Annotated in this window: 21 protein-coding genes and 1 pseudogene; 18 read left to right on the top strand and 4 right to left on the bottom strand. The window is 56.3% G+C overall.

From position 1 onward, the window contains the following. Positions 1 to 19: 19 nt before the first annotated feature. Together MDG893_RS15235 and MDG893_RS15230 are read left to right on the top strand one after the other, a co-directional pair. Positions 20 to 265 (top strand): annotated as a pseudogene (locus tag MDG893_RS15235) (transposase); the annotation flags it as partial. A gap of 208 nt (positions 266 to 473) precedes the next feature. Further along, positions 474 to 872: a GFA family protein gene (locus MDG893_RS15230; protein WP_007154708.1), complete on the top strand. Its 399-nt coding sequence runs from the start codon at positions 474 to 476 to the stop codon at positions 870 to 872. Between the two features lie 128 nt (positions 873 to 1000). Here MDG893_RS15230 and MDG893_RS15225 read toward each other — a convergent pair whose 3' ends face one another. Continuing rightward, positions 1001 to 3082, bottom strand: a complete 2082-nt coding sequence (locus tag MDG893_RS15225) for a bifunctional diguanylate cyclase/phosphodiesterase (protein ID WP_007154707.1) — start codon at positions 3080 to 3082, stop codon at positions 1001 to 1003. Positions 3083 to 3457: 375 nt separating this feature from the next. Between MDG893_RS15225 and MDG893_RS15220 the strand changes: the two genes are divergently transcribed. After that, positions 3458 to 4861 (top strand): pectin acetylesterase-family hydrolase, encoded by a 1404-nt coding sequence (locus MDG893_RS15220; protein WP_007154706.1) that lies wholly within the window; start codon positions 3458 to 3460, stop codon positions 4859 to 4861. Positions 4862 to 4915: 54 nt separating this feature from the next. Here MDG893_RS15220 and MDG893_RS15215 read toward each other — a convergent pair whose 3' ends face one another. Continuing rightward, positions 4916 to 5587 carry a hypothetical protein gene (locus tag MDG893_RS15215; RefSeq protein ID WP_007154705.1) on the bottom strand — a complete coding sequence of 224 codons (672 nt, stop codon included), beginning with the start codon at positions 5585 to 5587 and terminating at the stop codon, positions 4916 to 4918. A 211-nt stretch (positions 5588 to 5798) separates the two neighbouring features. On the opposite strand from MDG893_RS15215, the gene MDG893_RS21090 reads away from it, so the two are divergent. The 3 genes from MDG893_RS21090 to MDG893_RS15200 all read left to right on the top strand — a co-directional run bounded on the left by MDG893_RS21090 (position 5799) and on the right by MDG893_RS15200 (position 8733). Further along, positions 5799 to 6128 (top strand): hypothetical protein, encoded by a 330-nt coding sequence (locus MDG893_RS21090; protein ID WP_007154704.1) that lies wholly within the window; start codon positions 5799 to 5801, stop codon positions 6126 to 6128. A gap of 143 nt (positions 6129 to 6271) precedes the next feature. Then, positions 6272 to 7150 (top strand): glutathione-dependent disulfide-bond oxidoreductase, encoded by an 879-nt coding sequence (yghU, locus tag MDG893_RS15205; RefSeq protein WP_007154703.1) that lies wholly within the window; start codon positions 6272 to 6274, stop codon positions 7148 to 7150. Then, positions 7150 to 8733 (top strand): PQQ-dependent sugar dehydrogenase, encoded by a 1584-nt coding sequence (locus MDG893_RS15200; RefSeq protein ID WP_007154702.1) that lies wholly within the window; start codon positions 7150 to 7152, stop codon positions 8731 to 8733. Before yghU ends, MDG893_RS15200 begins: the two co-directional genes overlap by 1 nt. A 55-nt stretch (positions 8734 to 8788) precedes the next feature. Here MDG893_RS15200 and MDG893_RS15195 read toward each other — a convergent pair whose 3' ends face one another. Then, positions 8789 to 9040: a thiamine-binding protein gene (locus tag MDG893_RS15195; protein ID WP_007154701.1), complete on the bottom strand. Its 252-nt coding sequence runs from the start codon at positions 9038 to 9040 to the stop codon at positions 8789 to 8791. A gap of 25 nt (positions 9041 to 9065) precedes the next feature. Continuing rightward, complete coding sequence (ggt, locus tag MDG893_RS15190; RefSeq protein ID WP_040474667.1) at positions 9066 to 10829, bottom strand: gamma-glutamyltransferase; 1764 nt, start codon at positions 10827 to 10829, stop codon at positions 9066 to 9068. Positions 10830 to 10937: 108 nt separating this feature from the next. Here ggt and purU point away from each other — a divergent pair, with 108 nt between their 5' ends. The 12 genes from purU (at position 10938) to pyrF (ending at position 25275) form a co-directional block, all read left to right on the top strand. Continuing rightward, entirely contained in the window at positions 10938 to 11792 is an 855-nt protein-coding gene (purU, locus tag MDG893_RS15185) for a formyltetrahydrofolate deformylase (protein ID WP_007154699.1), read from the top strand. 127 nt (positions 11793 to 11919) lie between these two features. Continuing rightward, positions 11920 to 14499 (top strand): DNA gyrase subunit A, encoded by a 2580-nt coding sequence (gene gyrA, locus MDG893_RS15180; RefSeq protein ID WP_007154698.1) that lies wholly within the window; start codon positions 11920 to 11922, stop codon positions 14497 to 14499. Beyond that, entirely contained in the window at positions 14483 to 15565 is a 1083-nt protein-coding gene (gene serC, locus MDG893_RS15175; protein WP_040474666.1) for a 3-phosphoserine/phosphohydroxythreonine transaminase, read from the top strand. The genes gyrA and serC overlap by 17 nt, the downstream gene beginning before the upstream one ends. A 2-nt stretch (positions 15566 to 15567) precedes the next feature. Further along, positions 15568 to 16665 (top strand): prephenate dehydratase, encoded by a 1098-nt coding sequence (gene pheA / locus MDG893_RS15170; RefSeq protein ID WP_007154696.1) that lies wholly within the window; start codon positions 15568 to 15570, stop codon positions 16663 to 16665. A gap of 30 nt (positions 16666 to 16695) precedes the next feature. Then, positions 16696 to 17823 carry a histidinol-phosphate transaminase gene (hisC, locus tag MDG893_RS15165; RefSeq protein WP_007154695.1) on the top strand — a complete coding sequence of 376 codons (1128 nt, stop codon included), beginning with the start codon at positions 16696 to 16698 and terminating at the stop codon, positions 17821 to 17823. After that, positions 17798 to 20053: a bifunctional prephenate dehydrogenase/3-phosphoshikimate 1-carboxyvinyltransferase gene (locus MDG893_RS15160; RefSeq protein WP_007154694.1), complete on the top strand. Its 2256-nt coding sequence runs from the start codon at positions 17798 to 17800 to the stop codon at positions 20051 to 20053. The genes hisC and MDG893_RS15160 overlap by 26 nt, the downstream gene beginning before the upstream one ends. Then, positions 20053 to 20733, top strand: a complete 681-nt coding sequence (cmk, locus tag MDG893_RS15155; protein WP_007154693.1) for a (d)CMP kinase — start codon at positions 20053 to 20055, stop codon at positions 20731 to 20733. The genes MDG893_RS15160 and cmk overlap by 1 nt, the downstream gene beginning before the upstream one ends. A 131-nt stretch (positions 20734 to 20864) precedes the next feature. Continuing rightward, a complete protein-coding gene (rpsA, locus tag MDG893_RS15150; protein WP_007154692.1) occupies positions 20865 to 22559 on the top strand; it encodes a 30S ribosomal protein S1 in 1695 nt (564 codons plus the stop codon). 132 nt (positions 22560 to 22691) lie between these two features. Further along, positions 22692 to 22988, top strand: coding sequence for an integration host factor subunit beta (locus MDG893_RS15145; protein WP_007154691.1), 297 nt, complete (start codon positions 22692 to 22694; stop codon positions 22986 to 22988). 71 nt (positions 22989 to 23059) lie between these two features. Then, positions 23060 to 23362, top strand: a complete 303-nt coding sequence (locus tag MDG893_RS15140) for a LapA family protein (protein ID WP_007154690.1) — start codon at positions 23060 to 23062, stop codon at positions 23360 to 23362. Continuing rightward, complete coding sequence (gene lapB / locus MDG893_RS15135) at positions 23362 to 24531, top strand: lipopolysaccharide assembly protein LapB (RefSeq protein ID WP_007154689.1); 1170 nt, start codon at positions 23362 to 23364, stop codon at positions 24529 to 24531. The genes MDG893_RS15140 and lapB overlap by 1 nt, the downstream gene beginning before the upstream one ends. Before the next feature lie 33 nt (positions 24532 to 24564). Continuing rightward, positions 24565 to 25275 (top strand): orotidine-5'-phosphate decarboxylase, encoded by a 711-nt coding sequence (pyrF, locus tag MDG893_RS15130; RefSeq protein WP_007154688.1) that lies wholly within the window; start codon positions 24565 to 24567, stop codon positions 25273 to 25275. Positions 25276 to 25378: the final 103 nt, after the last annotated feature.

The raw sequence follows: 25378 nt of genomic DNA, 5'->3' as shown, positions 1-25378 counted from the left end.
GTGTGTCATGTGTATCGGGGTAAGTCCAAAGCGCCTGCCCAACTATACGGACTGGATGAAGCACCGGGTCGACAGCCCAAAGGGCAAAGAGATCTACAGCCACCGCATGTCGGTGGTGGAACCGGTGTTCGGCAACATCGGCACCAACAAACGACTGAATCGGTTCAGTTTGCGGGGCAAGAAGAAAGTGCAGGGCCAATGGCAGCTATACTGCCTGGTGCACAATATTGAGAAGCTGGCGAATTACGGGCAGTTGGCGGCGTGATGCGAGGAGTAGTAGGTGGGAGTGTGTTCGCTGGACGCCAGCAATATCGACACTGATATCGTCAAAGGGCCGAAACTGCTGGCTGAACACCGAAGTTGCGATAGTTGGCCAATTGGTGGCCGCGATAAAATTTACAGGAATCAGGCAGTGGGAACAGCTCAGAGTTGGGTTTTTCTACAGCCTCGTTATCACACAAGGAGGTGCATCAATGAAGCAAACAGGTAGTTGTCTCTGCGGGGGCATTCAATACGAAATCAACGGTCCGCTGACCGATGTTCTGAACTGTCACTGTTCAATGTGTCGCAAGCTTCATGCCTCAGCGTTCAGAACCCGCGCCAAGGTGCAATCCTCGGATTGGCACACCGTCAAAGGTGAGGTGTTGCTGAGGTTCTACGAATCTTCTCCGGGCGAGCACAAAGGCTTCTGCTCAAACTGCGGCTCTAGTCTCTATACCAAATTCGATGCAGCCCCCGAGATCTATGGTTTCCCTCTAGGAACACTCGATACTGATCCAGGAGTGAACGCAGGGCGCCATGTATTTGTGGGAAGCAAGGCTCCTTGGATCGAGATAACAGATGATCTGCCTCAGCATGTGGAGTACGACTGAGGCAATAATAGCGAGCCGGTCTTGCCGAACAGGTGCGTGATCTGCACCGTCGTTTTCATAGCTCAACATCGTTGGCAGCGGCATTCTTCTGCCAACGATGCCAACAGTCGTCATGCCGCTCCGCTCATCTAAGTAACCAGAGCTGATTCCGTACGTTTGGTCATGTGAGCAATCTTCTCAAGCAACGCGTCGGGCGGGGCAGGTCTGGCCAACAGGTATCCTTGCAGGGTGTTGCAACCAAGCTGGGTCAGTAGTGCCTGTTGTTCGGCTGTTTCAACACCTTCTGCGACAATCCTCATGTCCAGCGTTTTGCCCAGAGCAATGATCGCCTGGATGATTGCTTCGTCATCGTTATCCTGGGCCAGCTCGGTAATAAAGCCGCGGTCTATTTTCAGTTCGTTGGCTGGCAAACGTTTGAGGTAGAGCAGGCTTGAGTAGCCGGTGCCAAAGTCGTCGATAGAAATGGATACGCCAAGCGCTGAAAGTTTGTTCAATACGGTGAGACTTGTCTCTGCGTTGCGCATGGCCGTTGTTTCGGTGATTTCAAGCACCAGATGTGAGGGATCCAGAGAGTGTTTTTTCAATGCCTCGCGAACCACGTCCACCAGGCTATGGTGTTCCAACTGAACCGCTGAAAGGTTTACCGCCACGCTCCACTCACGATGCCCCTGATCGTACCAGACCCTCATTTGCCGGCAGGCTTCTTCGATGACCCAGTTGCCTATGGGCACGATCAGCCCGGAGCTCTCTGCCAGCGGGAGAAAACGATCGGGTGACAGGAATCCGTGATCGGGGCTTTGCCACCGCAGCAGGGCTTCGAGGCCAGTCATGGGGCCGGCTGGGGCCACAAATTTTGGCTGATAATGCAGAACCAGCTCGTTGCGGCTGACGGCCTGTCGCAGGTTCTGCTGCATCTGCATCTGTAGATGCACATTGGCATTCATGCCGTGCTCGAAAAAACAATAGCCGTTGCGGCCCTGCTTTTTGGCGTGGTACATGGCTGCGTCGGCATTCACCATCAGTTCATGTTCGGTTTTACCGTCCTGGGGGTAAATCGCGATGCCGACACTGGTGGAAATGTGAAGTGGGATATTCGAGGTCTCGTAAGGCTGCTCTATAGAGTCGATTAACCGCTGAGCAAATACGGCGGAAATTTCCGGTGAACTGGGCTCCAGCAAGAGTACAAATTCATCGCCTCCAAGCCTTGCAGCTGTGTCCCCTTCACGTTTGTTTATTAGCAGGCGATTGGCGACTTCCTTCAGCAAGGAATCTCCGACATGATGTCCGTGCATGTCGTTGATCGCCTTGAAGCCGTCGAGGTCCAAAAACAGTACGGCAAACTCACTGTTGTTTCTCTCGGCTCGGTGTATCGCCTGCTCCAGACGGTCGCCCAACAGAACGCGATTTGGTATGCGGGTCAGGTTGTCCTGCAGGGCGAGCTTGATGAGTTCGTTATTGGCGTCATCGAGTGAGTTGGAAAGGCGGCTTGTGCGTACATCAAGCATGGACACGATGAGTGCAATGGCGAACACCGCAAGGCTGACAATGATGACCAGCACCGCCAGCCACTTTGTATCGATCCCGCTGTTGGCCGCGCCACAGAAGCTGTCGATCGGGAATTTGGAGGCAGCCATCCCCGTGTAGTGCATGCCGATAATGGCGCACCCCATAACCAGGGACGCGCCAATGCGGCCGAAGGTGGCCCGCTTGGTTTCCTCCCGCAGACGAAAGGCCAGCCAAAGGGCTGCTGTGGCCGCAACGATGGCGATAGCGATGGATAGTCCAACCAGCCAGGGCACATAGAAAATGTACGGCTGCATGAGCAATGCTTCCATGCCGATGTAGTGCATGCTGGCTACACCCAGGCCCATCAGCAAACCACCCGATAACAGCCGGCTCCAGGGCAATGTGTCCTGACACACCAGATAAAGGGCGAACGCAGAACAAGCAATGGCGATGACTAATGAAAGCAGGGTGAGGGGAACGTCGTAGCCAAGTTCGATGGGAAGGCTAAAGGCGAGCATGCCTATAAAGTGCATGGACCAGATGCCAAAGCCCATGGCGATGGAACCACCAATCAGCCACAGAACGGCAGAGCGCCCCGATGCGCTGGAGACACGGCTGGCCATATTCAGGGCCGTATAGGATGCAAGGACGGCAATGATAATAGAGCAGGCGACCAGCGCCTCATTATAACTGCTCTCTAACATCGAAGACTCGCTTAATATAATCGCGGATTAATGGAATTACAGTCGCCTGATGTTGAACGCTGTCTGCCAGTTATTGCCTGAATATTCATTTTATTTCAGAAGCTTAGTTTCTAAACAGTGGCAAATTGTTACGTTTTATGTCGTGATGAACGTGCTTTTAGTCCCATTGGGCCAATATTAAGTAAGCGATGGGGTGGGCGGTTCTCTCCAATTCAATCATTTCCTTTATGTTTTCCGACAACGCTATTACCTGTCATTTTTTAGGACAAATTGTTCTACGGGCTTTTGTTGAAATGACAGAGTGTCACGTCTAGTTTCGGTTCAGGGGTTGAGCACGACGATTGCCTACACCCCAATAACAACAATCAAGGAGGGATGCCTGTGAAAACGAGCATCAAGAACCAACTGCTAGCTGTTCTTATTCTACTGGGCGTAACAGGCCCGGCGATGGCCGAACTGGGTGACTATGGTTTCTGGCGAACGCTCGGGAATCTGGTTAATCCACCGGCAGCGGATAACCCGGTTACTGCAGCTCAGCGTCAGGGTGACTACCCCTTGCTTGCCAACCCGCCGGGGTTCAACGATGGTTTTTCGCCGGGCAACTATTACGCCTGGCAAACCATTCCTCTGGCGCCCGAAACCGGTGCTGTTTGTGGTAACGGCTCTGAATACAAGTTCTTTGTGAACCGGGTGCCGAATACCAGTAATACGATTATCTATCTGGAAGGGGGCGGCGCCTGCTGGGACTATGAAAGCTGCTCTGGCCAGACAGGGATTCGGGGAGCGCGCAATCCGGACGGAATTCCCGATGACTATATGAGCCTGACGAACCCGAGCGCCAGCCTGGTCAGCCCGTTTGTGGTGCGCCTGAATCCACTGACATCGGTCAAGACCCAAAACTGGAACATGGTCTATATCCCTTACTGTACGGGGGATGTCTACTCTGGTGACAAGGTGGCCGTGTATGAAGATCCAGAGGGTGAAGCGGAGCCTCTGATCTGGCATCACAATGGTCTTCGCAACACCCGTGCAGCCATTTCATGGGTGAAGGACAATCTGCAGCGGCCGAAGCAATTGCTCACAACTGGATGCAGTGCCGGCGGCCTGGGCAGTTTGACCAATTATCACCCGACCCGCCGCGATATGGAGCCAAATCGGGGGTACATGATCAACGACTCCGGGCCAGCTTTCAGTGCGCCTTCCGGAGCCGATCCAGAGGTTTATCCTTCGGTACTGCTGCAGTCGTTTATCCGTGATGCCTGGGGGCTGGACCAGCCCAATGGTCCGCTGGAATACCTCAGCGACGGGCTACCACTGATGAACCTGAACGATCTCGGCTCATTGTATACGGCTCTTTCTGCGGAGCTACCGAATGATCGGATGGGGCATACGCATTTCTGGCAGGATCTGAATTACTCCTCCTATTCTTACGAGCGTTTCTATCCGGAAATCGAAAATGCGCCGAATCAGGCTGCCAAGGAGGCGTTGATCCACGAACGCTGGTATACGGATACAGAACGCCTGAAGGGTACCCTGTCCAACCTGAATAACTTTGGCTATTACCTGCCATGGTTCCGCGATGTGAACGAGAGCCACTGCACCACAATCATCGAGTTCGCCAACTCAGACATTCAGGAGGCGGGGCTGGAGCTGGATGATTTTGTGGCCAATGTGTTGAACGGAAGCGGTGCTGTGATGCAGGCCTCTGAAAGCGATCAGCAGGCTGACTACAACAAGCCGTTCAATCCGCTCTACTGGGCACTTGATCAGCTTTTGTAGCAAATTGGGTCTCAGGTTCTTCGGAATCGGGGAGCTGACTGGAACGGCGATGCGTTATTGTGGCGCATCGCCGTTTTTGTGAGCGGCCACGCGGGCTTCCTGCAATCGCTGGCGTAAGTATTCGTTGCGGGTCATCCCGGAGGGCACTTTGGCCATAGCCATTACCTCTTTTACGATCTGTTTTTCCTGCTGCTTATAGGCTTCAAACTCCGGCTTGGGTTTGGCCAGCCACTCTTCCTTGCGAGCCTGCGCAGCGGCATTCTGCCGGTCAATCAGGCCTTGCAAGGCCCGCTTCTGCGCGGCTTCGTCTTCGATGGTGAGTTTCGTCATGGCAATGCGGACCATCAGGCTCTCTGCTGCGCTGACCTGTCCCCTGCGTTGGTATTCGGCCAGGCGCTGTTCCAGCATGGCTGCCTCCGCTGCGCGTTCTTTCGAAGACAGGCTCTTGGCTTTCGCAAAAAAGGTATGTAGTTCCTCCTCAAAGTCGAGTCGATTGGCCAGTTCCAGCGTTTGCGGGTTGTCCAGTAAAGCCTGTTGCTCGGCTGTAAGCCCGCTGTTCTGATTTTGACTGGTCGACGGCAGCTCTTGAGTCAGTGCCGGGGCAGCTTGTGGATTGCTGATCGATTTTGCGGTGTCGACAGAGGAGTCTGTCTGGCTCAGCCAAAAAGAAATACTGGCCGTGACGGTAGCGATACCGATGGCAGATGCGAGAACCATTCGTTTCATGGCAGTCCCCCTTGTTATTATTGCCCTGATTCCAATTCAGGCTTGGCCTGGCCCAGTAAACGCGACAGGTAATCACTATATTAGCGCAAACCGCTGTAGGCGTAGCTAACGTCCCCAAGCGCTGGGGTTTAATCTTCCGGTACGGGCCTTAATCTGTCTGCTACAGTGGCAGCGCACTCACATCCATTGTTGGTCCCGGGAGTAAAGCCTCATGAAGCCAACCCTATGCGTTTTTGCCTTTCTGGCCGCTTTCAGCCTTAACAGCTGGGCCCAGGAGGTTGATTATGATAAGCGCAACATGCACATTTTCTGTGCCTCGCACCTGGCGGTGATCAGTGACACCCTTGATGAACAAAAGGATGAATACAAGGCATTGACGTTCATGTCTGGCGTTCATCGTGATGAGGCAAGAGAAATGGGGGCAACTGAAAAACACTTCGATGACGTGGTGGCTTATTTAAAGAAAGCACGCAAAAACAATAAACCGAAGTGGAACAAGCTGACATCCCAAAGTCGGAATGTGTGCTTTCCGCAGTCCTGATCGCCATCCTTGAGGTACACACCCTTAAGCCTTTAATCCAAATTAGTTGTCAGTATTCATTTTTTGCAATAACTCAGCAGAGTAGGATGCATACTGACTAATCGCCTTGTGATCCGTGAACTGTTAATAGTGAGGATGAACCAATGACCGACGATACCTACACGCCCCCGAGAGTCTGGAAATGGGATGCCGAGAGCGGCGGAGCCTTCTCGCAAATCAATCGTCCGATTGCCGGCCCCACTCATGAGAAAGAGTTGCCGGTCGGGGAGCACCCGTTTCAGGTCTATTCTTTGGCGACCCCGAATGGCGTGAAGGCCACGATCATGTTTGAGGAGCTCTTGGCCAAGGGTATCAAGGAAGCGGAATACGATGCCTGGCTGATCCGCATCACTGAGGGTGAGCAGTTTGGCAGTGGTTTCGTGAACGCGAACCCGAACTCCAAGATCCCGGCCATGATGGACCACACCCACAGTCCGGCCGTCCGCGTGTTTGAATCCGGTTCTATCCTGCTTTACCTCGCTGAGAAGTTTGGTGAGTTCCTGCCGACGGACATTGTGGCGCGCACGGAAACCATGAACTGGTTATTCTGGCAAATGGGCAGTGCGCCGTTCCTGGGCGGTGGGTTTGGCCATTTCTACGCCTACGCACCGGAAAAATACGAGTACCCGATCAACCGCTACACCATGGAAGTGAAGCGCCAGCTGGATGTGCTGGATCGGCAATTGGCTGACAATCGCTACATTGCGGGTGATGAATACACCATCGCGGACATGGCGATCTGGCCCTGGTACGGTGCACTGGTGAAAAACAAGGTGTACGAAGCGGCAGAGTTCCTGGAAGCGCACACGTACAAGAACGTGATGCGTTGGGCCGATGAAATCGCAGAAAGGCCAGCGGTCAAGCGCGGATTGATGGTTAACCGCACCTGGGGCGAGGACAGCAGGCAGTTACACGAACGGCACGACGCCAGCGATTTTGAATTGCGCACTCAGGACAAGCTGGAGCCTTCTGGAGAGAAGTAATGGCAGCATCGGTCGGTTGGAGGTCAGTGGTGTTGGCGTTCATCGTCGCGCTGATTGCGGGTTCGTTGCTGGGCAGCCTCGTGCAAACCCAGTTCAATCTCCAGGCGCTGGAAGGCCTGGGGGTTGAAATCAGTATGGGAACCCGTCTCGACACCACCGTCCTGGATCTGCTGAACTTTGCCCCCTTGTACGCCATCCTCTTTGGGCTCAGCTTTCTGTTCTCCCAGGCGGCTGCGTCCCTTGTGGCCCGGCTTTTCGGTCGTTCTGGCCGTTTGTGGCTGTGCCCGCTTGCGGCGGCAGTCGGGCTGTGGGCGACTTTACGGATCGTGGATGCGTTAGCGCCCATGCCTACGTTGATTGCGGCCACACGGGATATAGGGGGACTGTTTGCCATGCTGGTAACGGCTGCGTTCTCGGGATGGTTGTTTGCCGTTCTGGTTTCGCGTTTGCCCGGTAAAAAAAGCAAAGCCTCTGCCGCGCCAGTTGTGATGCTGCTGGTTGTTGCCGGGCTGGCGCTGCCTGAATCTGATGCCGTGGCGGATGAGGCCTCGGGCTATACGATTGAAACCGTGGCCAGTGGCCTTGAACACCCCTGGTCGCTGGCGTTCCTGCCCGATGGGCGAATGCTGGTTACCGAAAGGCCTGGACGGCTGCGAATGCTGGCGGCCAACGGCGACCTGATGCCGGAACCGCTGGATGGCGTACCGGAGGTTTTCGCGTCCGGACAGGCAGGGCTGTTTGATGTGCTTCCCGCCAGGAATTTTGAGGACAGCCGCAAGATTTACCTGAGTTATGCCTGCGGCACCATGGACGCGAATCACACCTGCCTGGCCAGGGGAAAACTGGGTGAGCAGGGCCTGGAAAATGTAAGCGAAATATTCCGGGTGCAGCCGGCGAAGAAGGGCAATGCCCACTATGGAGGGCGGATGGTATGGCTGCCGGACAATACGCTGGTGTTAACCTTGGGAGACGGTTTTGACTACCGGGAGCAGGCCCAGCGTCGTCAAAACCACATTGGCAGTATTGTGCGCTTCAACCCGGATGGCAGCGTACCGAACGACAACCCTTTTGCAGGGCACGACGCCTACGAGGGTGAAATATACAGCTATGGTCATCGCAATGTGCAGGGGCTGGCCTACGACAGCAGTCAGGGTCGGCTGATTGCCCATGAGCACGGTCCCCGTGGTGGAGATGAGATCAATGTTATCCGTCCGGGCGCCAATTATGGTTGGCCGGTCACTACCCACGGGCTGGACTACACCGGCGCCCGGGTAACGCCGTTCAGGGAACGTGAAGGCATTGAGTCGCCAATGTTGCATTGGACGCCGTCCATCGCGCCATCGGGCATGACCGTATACACGGGTGATCTGTTTCCCCAGTGGCAGGGCGATTTGTTGGTTGGCGGGTTGGTGACCCGGCAGGTGCATCGTGTCCGGTTGGCGGAGGGTGAGGCAACGGAAGTGGAAGCTCTGTTTGCTGAGCTGGATGAGCGTATCCGGGATGTGGTAACCGGCCCGGAGGGAGCGGTTTACCTGCTCACCGACAGTGCTGACGGCCGTGTTCTGAGAGTGACACCGGACTAGATGCCAGCCACGGATAGCAGGGTAGCTATCCGTGGCTCCTTCCTTGAAGTCTTGGTTATTGGCGTGGCCTGCGGTCACCTTCCATGATCTTGGCCACAAACACCGCTTTACCGTATTCCTCGAACGACCATTTCATGGTGTCCGACAGTACCTGCATCACTTCATCGTACTCACCGAACATTTCGGTGCTCATGCGGCCCGGATAAATCTCCAGGCCCGTCTTTTCAAGCCGTTCGATAACGGCACGAATGGGCGGCTTGTAGTCATCGGTGAGTGGGTAGCAGCTCAGCTGAACGGATAAAAACATAAAACCTCCCGGGGCTGTGTGCCCCTCAATATCCCATGGCTGACGACGTGCTGCGGCGCGGATCTGCACCGCCATGGAGCGTCCCTTCAGCATCGATCAGTATGCTCTGAATGGCGCCCATGGCGCTTTTCGTCACCACCTTGTGCCCCTTTTCTTCCAGCAGCCTCACTGTATCCGGGCTGATGCCCTGTTCGATACGGATCTCGTCTGGCAACCATTGGTGATGAACCCTTGGGGCGCTCACCGCAGACTGAATATTCATGCCATGATCAATCACATTCAGCAGCACCTGCAAGGTTGTCGTGATGATTCGGGACCCGCCAGGGCTTCCCGTAACCAGGTAATTGCGACCATCGCGCCTGACAATCGTTGGCGACATGGAGCTCAGCATGCGTTTGCCGGGTTCCACCTTGTTGGCTTCGCCACCAATCAGTCCATAGGCATTGGGTTCGCCGGGCTTGGCGCTGAAGTCGTCCATTTCGTTGTTCAACAGGAAGCCCGCCCCATCAACTGTGATGCCGGAGCCGTAGCTGAAATTAATGGTGTAGGTGTTGGAAACCGCGTTGCCCCAGCGGTCGACCACGGAGAAGTGAGTGGTTTCCGGGCTTTCATAGGCCCCAGGGTTGCCAGCACTGATCTCGGTCGACGGCCGGGCTTTGGCCGGATCAATGGTTTTGCGCAACGCTTCGGCATAGGCCTTGCTGGTCAGGCCCTTTAGCGGCACCTCCACAAAGTCAGTATCTCCGAGGTATTCCGCGCGGTCGGCATAGGCGAGCTTCATGGCTTCGGCCATGTGGTGAATGCTGGCGGCGGAATTGTGGCCAAAGTCGCTGAGCGGGTATCCCTCGAGAACGTTAAGGATTTGCACGATGTGGGTACCGCCGGAAGAGGGCGGTGACATGGAATAGATGTCGTGGCCGCGGTAGGTGCCATGAACCGGCTGGCGGATTCCGGGCTGGTAGTTCTTAAGGTCCTGAAGTGTGATCAGGCCGTCGTTGCGTTCCATTTCCTCCACGATGAGCTGCGCGGTTTTGCCTTCGTAGAAGCCATCGATGCCTTGATCGGCAATGCGCTGAAGGGTGTCGGCAAGCTCCGGTTGCCGAAATCGCTCGCCTGGCTGCCACGGAGAGCCGTCCTCTTTATAGAAGGTGGCGAGAGTCGCCGGCCAGCGCTGCAGTCGTTCCCGCGCCTGTTCCAGGCCTTCGGTGAAGCGTGCGGGTACAATAAAGCCGTCACGTGCCAGTTTGATCGCCGGGGCCAGAGCCTCTTCCAGTGACAGTGTGCCGTGGCGCTCAAGGGCCATCGCCAGGCCGGCGACGGTGCCGGGCACGCCGGATGCTTTGTGGGTAAAGCGGCTGCGATTCTCGACCACGTTCCCATCGTCGTCCTGGAACATGGTTTTGGTGGCAGCGGCCGGTGCTTTCTCCCGATAGTCGATGGCCTCAACCGCCTCACCATTGCCCGGTGCGTAAAGCATAAATCCGCCGCCGCCAATGTTGCCGGAGCGTGGCTGGGTAACCGCCAGCGCGAATCCCGCCGTAACGGCAGCATCCATAGCATTGCCGCCGTTCTTAAGCACGTTCAATGCGACTTCGGTTGCCAGAGTATGGCTGGTGGCCACCATGCCGTTCCTGGCCTGCACCGGGTGGTGGCGTTCTCCCTCTAGAATGGCCTCTGCAGTCACCGGTTGTAGAGGTAGGAGCAGCGTCAGGGCGATCATCATTCTCGCGGCCAGTGAGCGGCCCGCGAGGGCTTTTCGGGTACGTACCTGTAGGGGGAGTCTATCCATGTTTCTGTGCCTCGTTTCTGGTGCTCAGATAAGCTATCATAGCCGGTCATTTTTGAGGGTGTGAAGTCGCGCGCCCGTGATCCCGGATCAGATTAAGGAAAGGCTTCCATGGAGCATACCTATCGTCTTGTGATTTCCTGCCCGGATCGGGTGGGGATCGTTGCCAAGGTCAGCAACTTTCTGTCGACCTACAATGGCTGGATTACAGAGGCGAGCCACCACTCCGACACCCAGACCGGGTGGTTTTTCATGCGGCATGAGATCAAGGCCAACTCGATCCCTTTCGGCCTGGGCCAGTTCCGCACGGCCTTTGAGCCGATTGCCCGCGAGTTCAATATGAACTGGCACATTGCTGATTCGGCCCAGCCGAAGAAAGTGATCCTGATGTGCAGCAAGGAATCCCATTGTGTGGCGGATTTGCTTCACCGCTGGCACAGCCGTGAGATCAACGCCGAAATCGTGGCGGTTATTTCCAATCATGAAGACCTCCGGCGTATGGTGGAATGGCATGAAATACCCTACCACCATATTCCGGTGAACCAGAACAACCGCGATGAAGCCTTCGGTGAAGTGGATGCTCTGATAGAAGGCTACGAAGCCGATGTGGTGGTTCTCGCCCGGTATATGCAAATCCTGCCGGGGAGCCTGTGCGAGAAGTACCCGGGCAAAGTGATTAATATTCATCACAGCTTCCTGCCGTCGTTCGCAGGTGCCCGCCCATACCATCAGGCCTATAGCCGGGGTGTGAAGCTGATTGGTGCCACCTGTCATTACGTGACCCAGGATCTGGACGAAGGCCCCATTATTGAGCAGGACGTGGTCCGCATCAGCCACAGCGACTCCATTGAAGACATGGTTCGGCTGGGCAAGGATGTGGAGAAAAACGTACTCTCACGGGGCTTGCGGGCGCACATTGAAGACCGTGTGATTACCTACGAAAACAAGACTGTGGTTTTTGACTGACGGCCACCGCCATATCCCCCGCTAAGGGGTTGAATGTGGTAGTATTGGCCGCTTGTTAAAGAATAACTATGGGGCGCTCTGAAGGGCCCTGAAACGACTTCCAGCAAATGCAAAGGAACCTTTCTCGATGGGTGAGTTAGCCAAAGAGATCCTGCCGGTAAATATTGAAGACGAGCTCAAACAGTCCTATCTCGATTACGCCATGAGCGTTATCGTCGGGCGGGCACTTCCAGACGTGCGTGACGGCCTCAAGCCGGTGCATCGCCGCGTACTGTTCGCCATGTCCGAACTCAACAACGACTGGAACAAAGCCTACAAGAAATCCGCCCGTGTGGTGGGTGACGTCATCGGTAAGTACCACCCCCATGGTGACTCGGCGGTTTACGACACTATTGTTCGTATGGCCCAGCCGTTTTCCCTGCGCTACCCGCTGGTGGATGGCCAGGGTAACTTTGGCTCCATCGACGGCGACAACGCGGCTGCCATGCGTTATACCGAGATTCGCATGGAGAAGATTGCCCACTCCCTGCTGGCGGATCTGGACAAGGAAACCGTGGATTTCGTGGCCAACTACGACGGCACCGAACAGATTCCGGACGTACTGCCCACTCGGATTCCCAACCTGCTGGTAAACGGTTCTTCAGGCATCGCCGTGGGTATGGCCACCAATATTCCGCCCCATAACCTGACGGAAATTGTGAACGGCTGCCTGGCATTAATTGATAACCCGGATATGACCATCGACGACCTGATGGAGCACATCCCGGGGCCGGACTTCCCCACCCAGGGCATTATTAATGGTCGTGCCGGCATTGTTGAGGCCTACCGTACCGGCCGTGGGCGCATCTACATCCGCGCCCGCCATGAAATCGAGCACGACAAGAAAACCAACCGCGACGCCATCATTATTACCGAGCTGCCATACCAGCTGAACAAAGCGCGGCTGATCGAGAAAATTGCGGAGCTGGTAAAAGAGAAGCGACTGGAAGGTATCTCCGAGCTGCGGGACGAGTCCAACAAAGAAGGTATCCGGGTTGTGATTGAGCTACGTCGAGGTGAAAACCCCGATGTGGTCATCAATAACCTCTTTGCCCATACCCAGTTGCAGACGGTCTTCGGCATCAACATGGTCGCCCTGATCAATGGTGAGCCGAAAATCCTCAACCTCAAGGAAATGCTGGACGCGTTTGTTCGTCATCGCCGCGAAGTGGTTACCCGCCGCACCATCTACGAACTGCGCAAAGCCCGCGAACGTGGCCATATTCTGGAAGGCCTAACGGTCGCATTGGCGAACATCGATGAAATCATCGCGCTGATCAAGGCGTCTCCGGCTGCGGCCGAGGCGAAAGAGAAGCTGATGGCCCAGGGCTGGGCACCGGGTGACGTTCTGGCGATGCTTGAGCGGGCGGGCGAAGACGCATGCCGCCCCGACGACCTGCCTGAGATCTTTGGCCTGCGTAATGGCCTTTATCATCTGTCGCCAGAACAGGCTCAGGCGATCCTGGACTTGCGCCTGCACCGCCTGACCGGTCTTGAGACCGAAAAGCTCCAGAACGAGTACAAGGACATTCTCGAGAAGATCGCCGACCTGTTGGAAATCCTGGGCGACCCGGACCGCCTTATGCAGGTCATCCGTGAGGAACTGGAAGCCGTAGTGAGCGAGTTTGGCGATAACCGTCTGACCGAAATTACCAGCTCCAAGCGTGACCTGACCATCGCCGACTTGATCGACGAGGAAGATCTGGTGGTGACCATCTCTCACGGTGGTTATGCCAAGACCCAGGCCGTTGAAGATTACCAGGCCCAGCGCCGTGGTGGTCGGGGCAAGGCCGCTACGTCTATGAAAGACGAAGATTTCGTCGAGAAACTGCTGGTAGCGAACTCCCACGACACCATTCTCTGCTTCTCCAACCGGGGCAAGGTGTACTGGTTGCGGGTGTTTGAGATTCCCCGGGCAAGCCGCGCGTCCCGCGGTCGCCCGATGGTCAACATCCTGCCGCTGGAAGAAGGGGAGCGTATTACCACCTTCCTGCCGGTTCGTGACTACCCGGAAGACCAGTACGTGCTGATGGCCACCTCGGCGGGTGTGGTCAAGAAAACGCCGTTGCCGAATTTCTCCCGTCCGCGCAGCAACGGCCTGATTGCGCTGTCGCTGGACGAGGGTGACACACTGATTGGTACCGCCATCACCAAGGGTGATGCGGAAGTCATGCTGTTCTCCTCGGCGGGCAAGGCCGTTCGCTTCAACGAAGAAGCGGTACGCCCGATGAGCCGTACGGCCCGTGGTGTGCGTGGCATCAGAATGCCGGAAGGGCATCATGTTGTGTCGCTGATCATTCCGCAGGAAGACGCAGTTCTGCTGACGGCGAGTGAAAACGGCTACGGTAAACGCACCACCTTCGACGAGTTTCCGACCTACAGCCGGGGCAGCCAGGGCGTTATCGCCATGCAGTGTTCCGAGCGTAACGGCAATCTGGTCACGGCGTTGCAGCTGTTTGAAGGCGACGAAATGATGCTGATCTCGGACAAGGGCACGCTTGTGCGTACCCGCACCGACGAAGTATCGGTCCTGAGCCGGAACACCCAAGGTGTTCGCCTGATCAAACTGAGCCAGGAAGACGAACGCCTTGTGGGTGTTGAGCGTATTGCTGAAACCGATGCCGAAGAGGTCGACGGTGAGGAAGGAAGTGATGAGCAGGGCGTATAATTTTTGTGCAGGCCCGGCGACCTTGCCGGAGCCTGTTTTGCGACAGGCACGGGACGAGATGCTGGATTGGCGCGGCACCGGCATGTCCGTGATGGAGATGAGCCATCGCAGTGACGAGTTCGTGGAAATCGCCGAAACAGCCGAGAAAGACCTTCGGGAATTGGCCGGCGTTTCAGATGATTACGCCGTACTCTTCATGCAGGGTGGTGCGTCCAGCCAGTTCTCGACCATTCCGCTGAACCTGTTGGGTGACAAGGCGTCCGCGGACTACGTGAACACGGGTATCTGGTCGAAGAAAGCTATCGCCGAGGCCAGCCGTTATGGTCAGGTCAATGTCGTGGCAAGCAGCGAATCGAGTGGCTTTGCCAGCATTCCCGATCAGGATAGCTGGTCTACCAACAGCGATGCGGCTTACCTGCATTACACGCCCAATGAAACCATCGGCGGATTGGAGTTCGACTTCGTACCGGAGAGCGGTTCCGTGCCGTTGGTGGCGGATATGTCGTCCACCATGCTGTCACGCCCGCTGGACGTCTCGAAATTCGGCCTGATCTATGCTGGCGCGCAGAAGAACATCGGTCCATCCGGCCTGGTGGTCGTGATCATTCGCAAGGATCTGTTGGGCAAGGCGCTCAAGATCACGCCGACGATGATGAACTATCAGGTGATTGCGGATAATGATTCCATGTACAACACGCCGGCTACATATTCCTGGTATCTGGCAGGCCTGGTGTTCAGTTGGCTGAAAGAGCAGGGCGGTGTTACGGCCATGGGTGAGGTCAATCGTCGTAAAGCCAGCAAGCTGTATGGTTTTATTGATGAGAATGATTTCTACGCCAACCCGATATCCCCGCGCTTCCGCTCCTGGATGAATATACCGTTCACCCTCGCAGATGACGCGCTCAACAGTGCGTTCCTGAAAGGTGCGAATGAGAGGGGGTTGCTGAATCTCAAAGGTCACCGCTCCGTAGGTGGTATGCGAGCCAGCGTCTACAACGCCATGCCAGAGGCCGGTGTCGACGCGTTGATTGACTACATGACCGTGTTTGCGAAGGAGCGGGGCTGATCATGAGTGATGAGCAGGCCCGTCTCGGGCAGTTGAGGGTCGATATTGATCGCCTGGATCAGGAAATCATGGACCTGATCAGCAAGCGTGCGGAATGTGCCCAGGAAGTGGCCCGCGTGAAAATGGAGGCCAACCCGGGTGAGGATGTGTTCTTCTACCGTCCAGAGCGCGAAGCTCAGGTATTGAGGCGTATAAAGGAGAGTAATCCCGGCCCGCTGTCCGGCGAGGAGATGGCTCGACTGTTCCGGGAGATCATGTCTGCATGCTTGGCGCTGGAAAAACCGATGCACATCGCTTTTCTCGGACCGATTGGCACCTTTACCCAGGCGGCGGCGCTCAAGCATTTTGGACACTCTGTGGTCAGCGTGCCTTTGCCGGCCATCGATGCGGTGTTCCGTGAAGTAGAGTCCGGCGCAGCCCACTATGGTGTGGTTCCGGTGGAGAACTCCACGGAAGGCATGATCAACCATACTCTTGACATGTTTATGTCCTCGCCATTGAAGATCTGCGGCGAAGTTCAGTTGCGGATTCATCACCACCTGATGGTATCGCCAAAACACCAGGGGCAGGACATTGTCCGTATCTATTCCCATCAGCAGTCATTTGCCCAATGCCGCCAGTGGCTGGATACCCATCGCTACGGTATCGAGCGGGTCACGGTAAGTAGTAATGCCGAAGCCGCGAGGCGGGCAGCGGAAGAGCCGGGCACGGCCGCCATCGCAGGGGACATGGCGGCGGAACTTTACGGCCTGGAAATGCTGGCGACCAGCATCGAAGACCGACCGGACAACACCACCCGTTTTCTGATCATCGGCCGTGAGGAAGTGCCGGCCAGTGGCAACGATAAATCGTCCATTCTGGTGTCCATGCGCAACAAGCCTGGTGCTTTGTATCAATTGCTTGAGCCGTTTCACAAGCACGGCCTGAGCCTGACCCGTATCGAAACCCGTCCATCGCCCAGCGGTACCTGGGCCTATGTGTTCTACATCGATTTTGAAGGTCATGTGGACGATGCACAGGTCAGCAAGGTGCTGTCAGAGATCGATGAAGAGGCGGTCGAGCTGAAGCGCCTGGGGTCCTATCCCATTGGGGTCCTGTGACAGAAACGCAAATGGCTGAGGAAGGTCGAAATGTCGATTGATTACCAAAGTCTGGCGGTCAAAGGCGTGCAGGCGCTATCCCCCTACCAGCCGGGCAAACCCATTGATGAGCTGGCGAGGGAGCTGGGCCTGAAGCCCGAAAACATCATCAAGCTGGCCAGCAACGAAAACCCTCTTGGGCCCAGCCCAAAGGCGCTGGCGGCGGTGAAGGGCGCCCTGGACGAGCTCTGTCGCTACCCCGATGGCAACGGGTTTGATCTTAAGCAGGCATTGTCGGCGCGATACGGCGTTATGCCCGCGCAGATTACCCTGGGTAACGGTTCCAACGATGTCCTGGAGGTAATCACGAGGTGCTTCGCCGATGCCTCCTCGGAAGTGGTGTTCTCCCAGTATGCCTTTGCGGTATACCCGCTTGTTACCCAGGCGATCGGTGCCAAAGGCGTGTCGGTACCTGCCAGGGACTACGGCCACGACCTTGATGCCATGGTGGAAGCTATAACGGATCGCACCGCGCTGGTGTTTGTGGCCAACCCCAACAACCCCACGGGCACGGTACATGGTGCTGAGGCGATCGAGTCGTTCCTGGCCCGTATTCCCTCCAGGGTTGTGGTGGTTCTGGACGAAGCCTATTGCGAATACCTGCAGGGTGAGGGCTATGTGGATGGCCTGTTGTTGCTCAAGCGCTATCCGAACCTGATTGTTACCAGGACGTTCTCCAAGGCCTGGGGCCTGGCATCGCTGCGGGCTGGCTACAGCGTCAGTTCTCCAGAGATTGCCAATGTTCTCAATCGAGTACGTCAGCCTTTTAATGTGGATTCTCTAGCCTTGGTGGCCGCGACGGCCGTGTTGAGCGATGAAGACTATCTGCGGCGCTCCTGTGAAGTGAATGCAGCCGGGATGAAACAGCTTGAGTCTGCCTTTAACGAAATGGGGCTCCAATACATTCCGTCTGCCGGTAATTTTATTGCAGTGGATGTGGGCGATCAGGCGGCTGACATCAATCAGTCGCTACTGGAGCAGGGCGTTATTGTCAGGCCTATTGGTGGCTACGGCCTGCCCAGGCACCTGCGGGTGTCGGTCGGCTTGCCCGAAGAAAATGCGCGGTTTATCGAGGCCCTGGCCCATGCACTGAATGCGTCCAGCGGACGGGGAGAATAACGTGTCCGAGGTTCAGCCACTGTTCCAGCGCGTTGCTGTCATTGGCCTTGGGCTGATTGGGGGCTCGCTGGCCAGGGCGATCCGCGACAATGGCCTCGCGGTTACCGTTGTGGGTGCTGACAAGCGCGCAGACGAATTGGCGCTTGGCACGGAATTGGGCATTATTGATGAAGCTGCCGGGTCGGTTGCTGACGCAGTGGCCGGCAGCGATCTTGTGGTGTTGGCGGTGCCGGTTAAGGCAACGCGGGCAGTGTTGGCGGAAATCAGACCCCATCTTGGCGAAAATGCCGTGTTAACGGACGTCGGCAGTACCAAGTCCAGTTTTGTTAACGATGTGCGAGAGGTGTTTGGCGATCTACCCGCGAAAGTGATACCCGGTCATCCCATCGCCGGTTCCGAAAAAAGCGGCATCCGCGCAGCCAACCCTGAGTTGTTTGCCAATCACAAGGTTATACTCACGCCGGCGGAGAACGTTGGTCAGCCCGACCTGGAGAAGCTCAGGGCATTGTGGGAAGGCTGTGGTGCAACGGTTCTGACCATGTCAGTGGCTTATCATGATGAAGTGTTGGCCGCCACCAGTCATCTTCCTCATCTTATTGCTTTCTCGCTAGTGGATACCCTGGCGGGCGAGGACGAAAATCTGGATATTTTCCGCTACGCAGCGGGTGGCTTCCGGGACTTCACCCGAATTGCAGCCAGCGACCCGGTGATGTGGCACGATATTTTTCTCTCTAACCGGGATGCGGTGTTGCGGGTCATTGATCATTTTACCCACGATCTGGATCAGCTCCGTACCGCCATCGCCGATCAGGACAGTGCAACTCTGTTGCGGGTTTTCAGTCGCGCCAAGGCGGCGCGGGAACATTTTTCCAAGATGCTTTCAGGACAGGCTTACGTGACAAACAACAGTCAGAAACAGGTAACGTTCCGTCTTCAACCCGGTGGCCGGATTTCCGGCGAGATACGCGTACCGGGTGACAAATCCATTTCCCACCGATCCATCATGCTGGGAGCCCTTGCCGACGGCATCACGGAAGTGAAAGGCTTCCTTGAAGGCGAGGATAGTTTGGCAACTCTGCAGGCGTTCCGCGATATGGGGGTGACCATTGAAGGGCCGGACGCGGGATTTGTCCGCATTCACGGCGTTGGTATCAATGGCCTCCAGGCGCCGCGTGGCCCTCTGTATCTGGGCAATTCCGGAACCGCCATGCGTCTGTTCTCGGGTTTGCTGGCGGCTCAGCCGTTTGACTCCGAGCTCACCGGCGACGAAAGCCTGTCCAAGCGTCCCATGGGGCGTGTGGCTGATCCGCTGCGAGCAATGGGTGCGGTGATTGACACTGCCGAGGGCGGGCGGCCGCCTTTGAAGATTCGTGGTGGGCATGCGCTGACCGGTATCCATTATGAAATGCCGGTGGCCAGCGCCCAGGTTAAATCCTGCCTGTTGCTCGCCGGCCTCTATGCCGAGGGCGTAACCTCAGTTACCGAGCCAGCTCCTACTAGGGATCATACTGAGCGCATGTTGGAAGGCTTTGGTTATCACGTACATCGTGATACTGCGACGGCCAGCGTGACCGGTGGTGGTCGCTTGACCGCCACCGCCATAGACGTGCCAGCGGATATCTCTTCGTCAGCGTTTTTCCTCGTCGCGGCGAGTATTGCCCCGGATTCCGACTTGACCATCCGCCACGTTGGCATGAATCCGACGAGAGTTGGCGTGATCAACATCCTGCGCATGATGGGGGCCAATATAGAAGTCCTCGAAGAGCGCGTGATTGGTGGGGAGCCGGTCGCTGATCTTCGTGTCCGTTCCGCCGAACTCAAGGGTATCGACATCCCCGAGGATCAGGTTCCTCTGGCAATCGACGAATTCCCCGTGCTGTTCATTGCCGCAGTCTGCGCCGAGGGCAGAACTGTTTTGCGCGGCGCCGAGGAACTCCGCGTCAAGGAAAGTGATCGCATCCAGGTGATGGCGGACGGCCTGACTGCCCTCGGAGTTGAAACCACCGTAACCCCAGACGGTATTATCATTGATGGTGGCCAGACGATGACCGCTGGAACCGTGAATAGCCACGGGGATCACCGCATTGCTATGGCGTTCTCCGTTGCCTCCCTGCGTGCTGAAGGGGATATAGAGGTGACCGATTGCGCCAATGTGTCCACCTCATTCCCGGGCTTTGTGGCGCTGGCAAAGCAGACCGGCATCAACATTGCCGCCGAAGGAGCTGAATGATGGCTGAAAGCAAGGCTCCGGTTATTACCGTGGACGGCCCTGGCGGTTCCGGCAAAGGCACCATTACCCAGATGCTTGCCCGCCGGCTCGGGTGGCACCTGTTGGACAGCGGTGCGCTTTATCGCCTCACCGCGCTGGCGGCAGAGCGGCAGGGCGTGTCCCTGGAAGACGAGCCGTCCCTGGTAAACGTCGCCGCCAGCCTTGATGTGGCGTTTGAGCCAACGCCACCAGGTGAGCCTGCAAAAGTGCTGATGGCCGGTGTCGACGTAACCGCAGATATACGTACAGAAACCTGTGGCGATAATGCCTCGAAGGTGGCTGTCATGCAGCCGGTACGCGACGCTCTGTTGCAGCGCCAGCGCGACTTCCAGAAGCCTCCCGGGCTGGTTGCGGATGGCCGTGACATGGGAACGGTGGTGTTCCCGGACGCGCCGGTGAAGATCTTCCTGACAGCCAGTGCCGAAGAGCGTGCGCAAAGACGCTACAGCCAGTTGAAGGACGCAGGGGTCGATGTTAATATTGACGCCCTTTTAGAGGAGATACGGGTGCGCGATGAGCGGGATATGAACCGCGCCGCCGCCCCGCTCAAGCCTGCGGACGATGCGCAAGTCATTGATTCGACTGGGTTGAGCATAGAAGAGGTGTTAGTCAGGGTTATGGCCGCAGCAGGTCAGGCCTGACTACACCTTTTTGTTGTTGAAATTCCGGATTCGGCGTTATCGGCCAGCCACTGGCTGGATTCGGATTGAAACTAACAGACCGTGTCGCTGGTAGCACGGAGTAAACTTGCGTTGATCACATAGGACACATAATGAGCGAGAGCTTTGCGGATCTTTTTGAAGAAAGCCTAAAAGAAATTGACATGCAACCAGGTTCCATCGTCCAGGGAACCGTTGTAGACGTCGATAACGACTGGGTCACCGTTAACGCCGGACTGAAGTCCGAAGGTGTTATCCCCGCCTCCCAGTTCCTCAATGAAAAAGGCGAGTTGGAAGTTGCTATCGGCGACGTTGTTGACGTAGCTCTCGACGCTGTGGAAGACGGCTTCGGTGAAACCCGTCTGTCCCGTGAAAAAGCCAAGCGCGCAGAAGCCTGGAAGGTGCTTGAGAAGTCCTTCGAAGCTGAAGAAGTGGTTAAGGGTGTTATCAATGGCAAGGTCAAAGGTGGTTTCACCGTCGATCTGGCCGGCATCCGTGCCTTCCTGCCGGGCTCGCTGGTAGATGTTCGTCCGGTTCGCGATACCGCGCACCTGGAGAACAAGGAACTCGAATTCAAGGTTATCAAGCTCGACCAGAAGCGTAACAACGTGGTTGTTTCCCGCCGCGCCGTTCTGGAAGCTGAAAACAGTGCCGAGCGTGAAGCTCTGCTCGAAACCCTGACCGAAGGTCTGGAAATCAAGGGTATCGTCAAGAACCTGACCGACTACGGCGCGTTCGTAGATCTGGGCGGTGTTGACGGCCTGCTGCACATCACTGATATGGCCTGGAAGCGCATCAAGCATCCGAGCGAGATCGTTAATGTCGGCGACGAGATCAACGTCAAGGTTCTGAAGTTTGACCGTGAGCGCAACCGCGTATCACTGGGTCTGAAGCAGCTGGGCGAAGATCCCTGGGTGGATATCAAGGGCCGTTATCCGGAAGGTACCAAGGTTACTGCTCGTGTAACCAACCTGACCGACTACGGCTGCTTCGCGGAACTGGAAGAAGGCGTTGAAGGGCTGGTTCACGTGTCCGAAATGGACTGGACCAACAAGAACATCCATCCGTCCAAAGTCGTTCAGGTTGGCGACGAAGTGGGCGTGATGATTCTGGACATCGACGAAGAGCGTCGTCGTATCTCTCTGGGTATCAAGCAGTGTGTTGCGAACCCCTGGGAAGATTTCTCCAGCAAGTTCAACAAAGGCGACCGTATCTCCGGCAAGATCAAGTCAATCACTGACTTTGGTATCTTCATCGGCCTGGACGGCGGCATCGATGGTCTGGTTCACCTGTCAGACATCAGCTGGAACGAGACTGGCGAAGAAGCCGTCCGTGAATACAAGAAGGGCGACGAAGTTGAAACCGTTATCCTGTCTGTTGATCCCGAGCGTGAGCGCATCTCCCTGGGCATCAAGCAGCTGGAAAGCGATCCGTTCGCCGAGTTTGTACAGCTGAACGACAAGGGCTCCATCGTGAAGGGCACGGTATCTGCGGTTGACGCCAAAGCTGCCACCATTACCCTGAACGACGAAGTTGAAGCGGTACTGAAAGCCTCTGAAATCAGCCGTGACCGTGTTGAAGATGCACGCAACGCGCTGAACGAAGGCGACGAAGTTGAAGCGAAGATCATCAGCATCGACCGCAAGAACCGCGTCATCAACCTGTCTGTGAAGTCCAAGGACGTTGAAGACGACAAGCAGGCGCTGGAAGGTGTTCGCGCCAAAGCGGCTGAATCTTCCTCTGGTGCGACCACCATCGGTGATCTCATCAAGGAGCAGATGCAGCAGCAAAACGCCAACAAGGAATAACATTTCCGGTTGGTACGAAAAAAACGGGCTCTAAGAGCCCGTTTTTTTTGTGTTTTTTTCTGGTTTGGCTAAACTAGAGCCAAGGAGCTGGTAATCGGCTATCCGACAATAATGTGAAGAGGGATGAGCCCAATGACGAAATCTGAACTGGTGGAGCTGATTGCGTCCAAGCAGACGCAGCTTTCAGTGAAGGATGTGGAACTGGCTGTAAAAACGATAATTGAACACATGTCCCAATCACTGGCGGATGGCCAGCGAATCGAGATCCGGGGTTTTGGTAGTTTCTCATTGCACCATCGCGCAGCCAGAACCGGGCGTAACCCGAAAACCGGTGAAGCCGTGCAATTACCGGCCAAATTTGTTCCGCACTTCAAGCCAGGCAAGGAGTTGCGTGAGCAGGTAAACGATAGCCTTAAAAAGGGCTTCTGATTACCCTCTTGGGGAAAGACGTTAACCAGGTCCTGAGGTAAACAACCAGGTCCGTGTGGAGCATTGCGACTATGGCCGGATTTCAGAAGGTCCTTCTCATTCTGCTGGTATTATTTCTGGTTCTGGTAGCACTTGTTTTTTCACTGAATAATCAGATGGCAGTCTCCCTTAATTTCCTGCTCTTTGAGACTCAACCTCATGGTGTTGCCGTCTGGATTATCCTGTCTTTTGTGATCGGCGCTTTGATTGGAGTTCTGATTACCATGCTTGCAACCGTCCGCACATCGGTTTCCCGTCGTAACCTCGAGAAACGACTTGCTCGTACCGAGCAGGCATTGGAGAAATCCAGGGCCCAGAACGACCGGACGCTTTAATGGATATAGTGCTTCAATGGCTGCTGTTAACGGTTGCAGTGGCCGCTGGCTGGTTTGTCGGGCGGATGGGCAATACCAGGGAACGCTCCAAAACGCCCATCTCCGATGAGGATTCCGTCAAGGATCGTCTGCAATTCCTGTTTACTAACTATTCCGATCAGGCGGTCGAGAACTTCGTGCAGTCCCTGGCTGTGAACAAGGAAACGGTGGGCCTGCACCTCTCCATCGGCGCCCATTTTCGCCACAAGGGCGAAACCGATCGTGCCATCCTGATTCATCAGAACCTCCTCGCCCGTCCGGAGCTGCCGCCGCGTTATTCCCAGCAGGTTACTTACGAGCTGGCCATTGACTACCTGAACGCAGGCCTTCTGGACAGGGCGGAAGCGTTGCTTCATCAACTGATGGGCGACAGGGAGTACGGCCGTAAGTCTTCATTGCAACTGATTGAGCTGTATCAGCAGGAAAAGGAATGGGGAAAGGCGGGCCAGGTCGCCCGCACATTGACGACGGGCGACCACGATGCCCGCATGTACAAAATGCTGGCCTACATTACCTGCGAGCAGGCTGAGGATGCCCTCAAGCACGATGACCGCTGGATGGCTCAGAAGCTGTCCAAGGAAGCGCTGGAGTACGATCGTTCCTGTGTCAGGGCCTCCTTTATCATGATGAAATTGCTCATTCGTCAGGGCAGCTACCGCGACGCGGCCAGCCAAAGCCTGAAAGTCTTCGATCAGAACCCTGAGTTCGGCTCAGAGGCGGTGGACCGGCTGATGAAGCTTGAGCGGGAACACGGCGATGTGGGGCGCCTGGTCAAAAAGCTTGGCAAGTTCTACGAAGCCTGGCCGAGTACAAGCTTGCTGCTGGCACTGGTTGAAGCCGTAGAGCGTACATCCGGCCGTATGGCCGCAATCGAGTTGCTACGCCGAGAGCTGGAAGTCCGCCCCAGCGTCCGCGGTCTGCTGCGCCTGGTGGAACTGGCGGGCTATGAAAAAGGCATGACGACGGACGAAGGCCGTCTGGTCAGCCGCATCGGCCACTTGATACTCGCCAACCGTCCGGTATATCGATGTGTAAACTGCGGTTTCTCCGGCCAGCAATTGCATTGGCTGTGTCCCAGCTGCAAGCAATGGGAAACCGTTCGCCCAATCCAGGGCGTGGAAGCCGAATAATCCGAAAACACGACACTCTGCAGGAAACTGACTGTGCAAACCCCCGATAGTCCCCGAATCATCGTTGCCCTGGATTTCCCCTCCGATCAGCCCGCGTTGGCTCTGGTTGATCAACTGGACCCTGCGAAGTGTCGCCTTAAAGTCGGCAAGGAACTCTTTACGCGATCAGGTCCCGGCTTGGTTCGCGACCTTCACGCCCGCGGCTTCGACGTTTTCCTGGATCTGAAATTTCACGATATCCCGAACACAACGTCCGCTGCCGTGGCGGCCGCCGCCGACCTGGGCGTCTGGATGGTGAACGTACATGCCTCCGGCGGCGAGAAAATGATGACCGCCTGTCGCGACCGCCTGGAAAGCTTCGGCAAGGATCGGCCACTGCTGATTGCCGTTACTGTGCTGACCAGCATGGGGCCGGAGGATCTTGCCGGTATCGGCATCACGGGTTCCCCGGAAGCCCAGGTATCCCGCTTGGCAACCCTGACCCGCAACTGCGGCCTGGACGGTGTCGTCTGCTCCGCTCAGGAGGCTCCGGCTTTGAAAGCAGAGCAGGGCAAGGATTTCAAACTGGTCACCCCGGGTATCCGTCCGCTGTCTGCTGACAAGGGAGACCAGCAGCGCATCATGACGCCCACAGAGGCCCTCAAAGCCGGGTCCGACTATCTGGTCATCGGTCGCCCGATTACGCAGGCTGCTGATCCTTTGGCTGCGCTGGAGGCTATACACTGTGAGGTGGTTGGCCTCTAACCGTGGTTTATGCTCTAAGTTCGGCCCTAGCCTGAAGGTGTGGTGCCTCAGTACGGTGGGGCCTCCCTCTCGAAAACCGCTACGAGCACATCCATGTGCGCTT

Source organism: Marinobacter algicola DG893 (assembly GCF_000170835.1).
GTDB classification, from domain to species: domain Bacteria; phylum Pseudomonadota; class Gammaproteobacteria; order Pseudomonadales; family Oleiphilaceae; genus Marinobacter; species Marinobacter algicola.
Note: the sequence above shows the minus strand (reverse complement) of the source record. Positions and strands in the feature narration are given on the sequence as shown.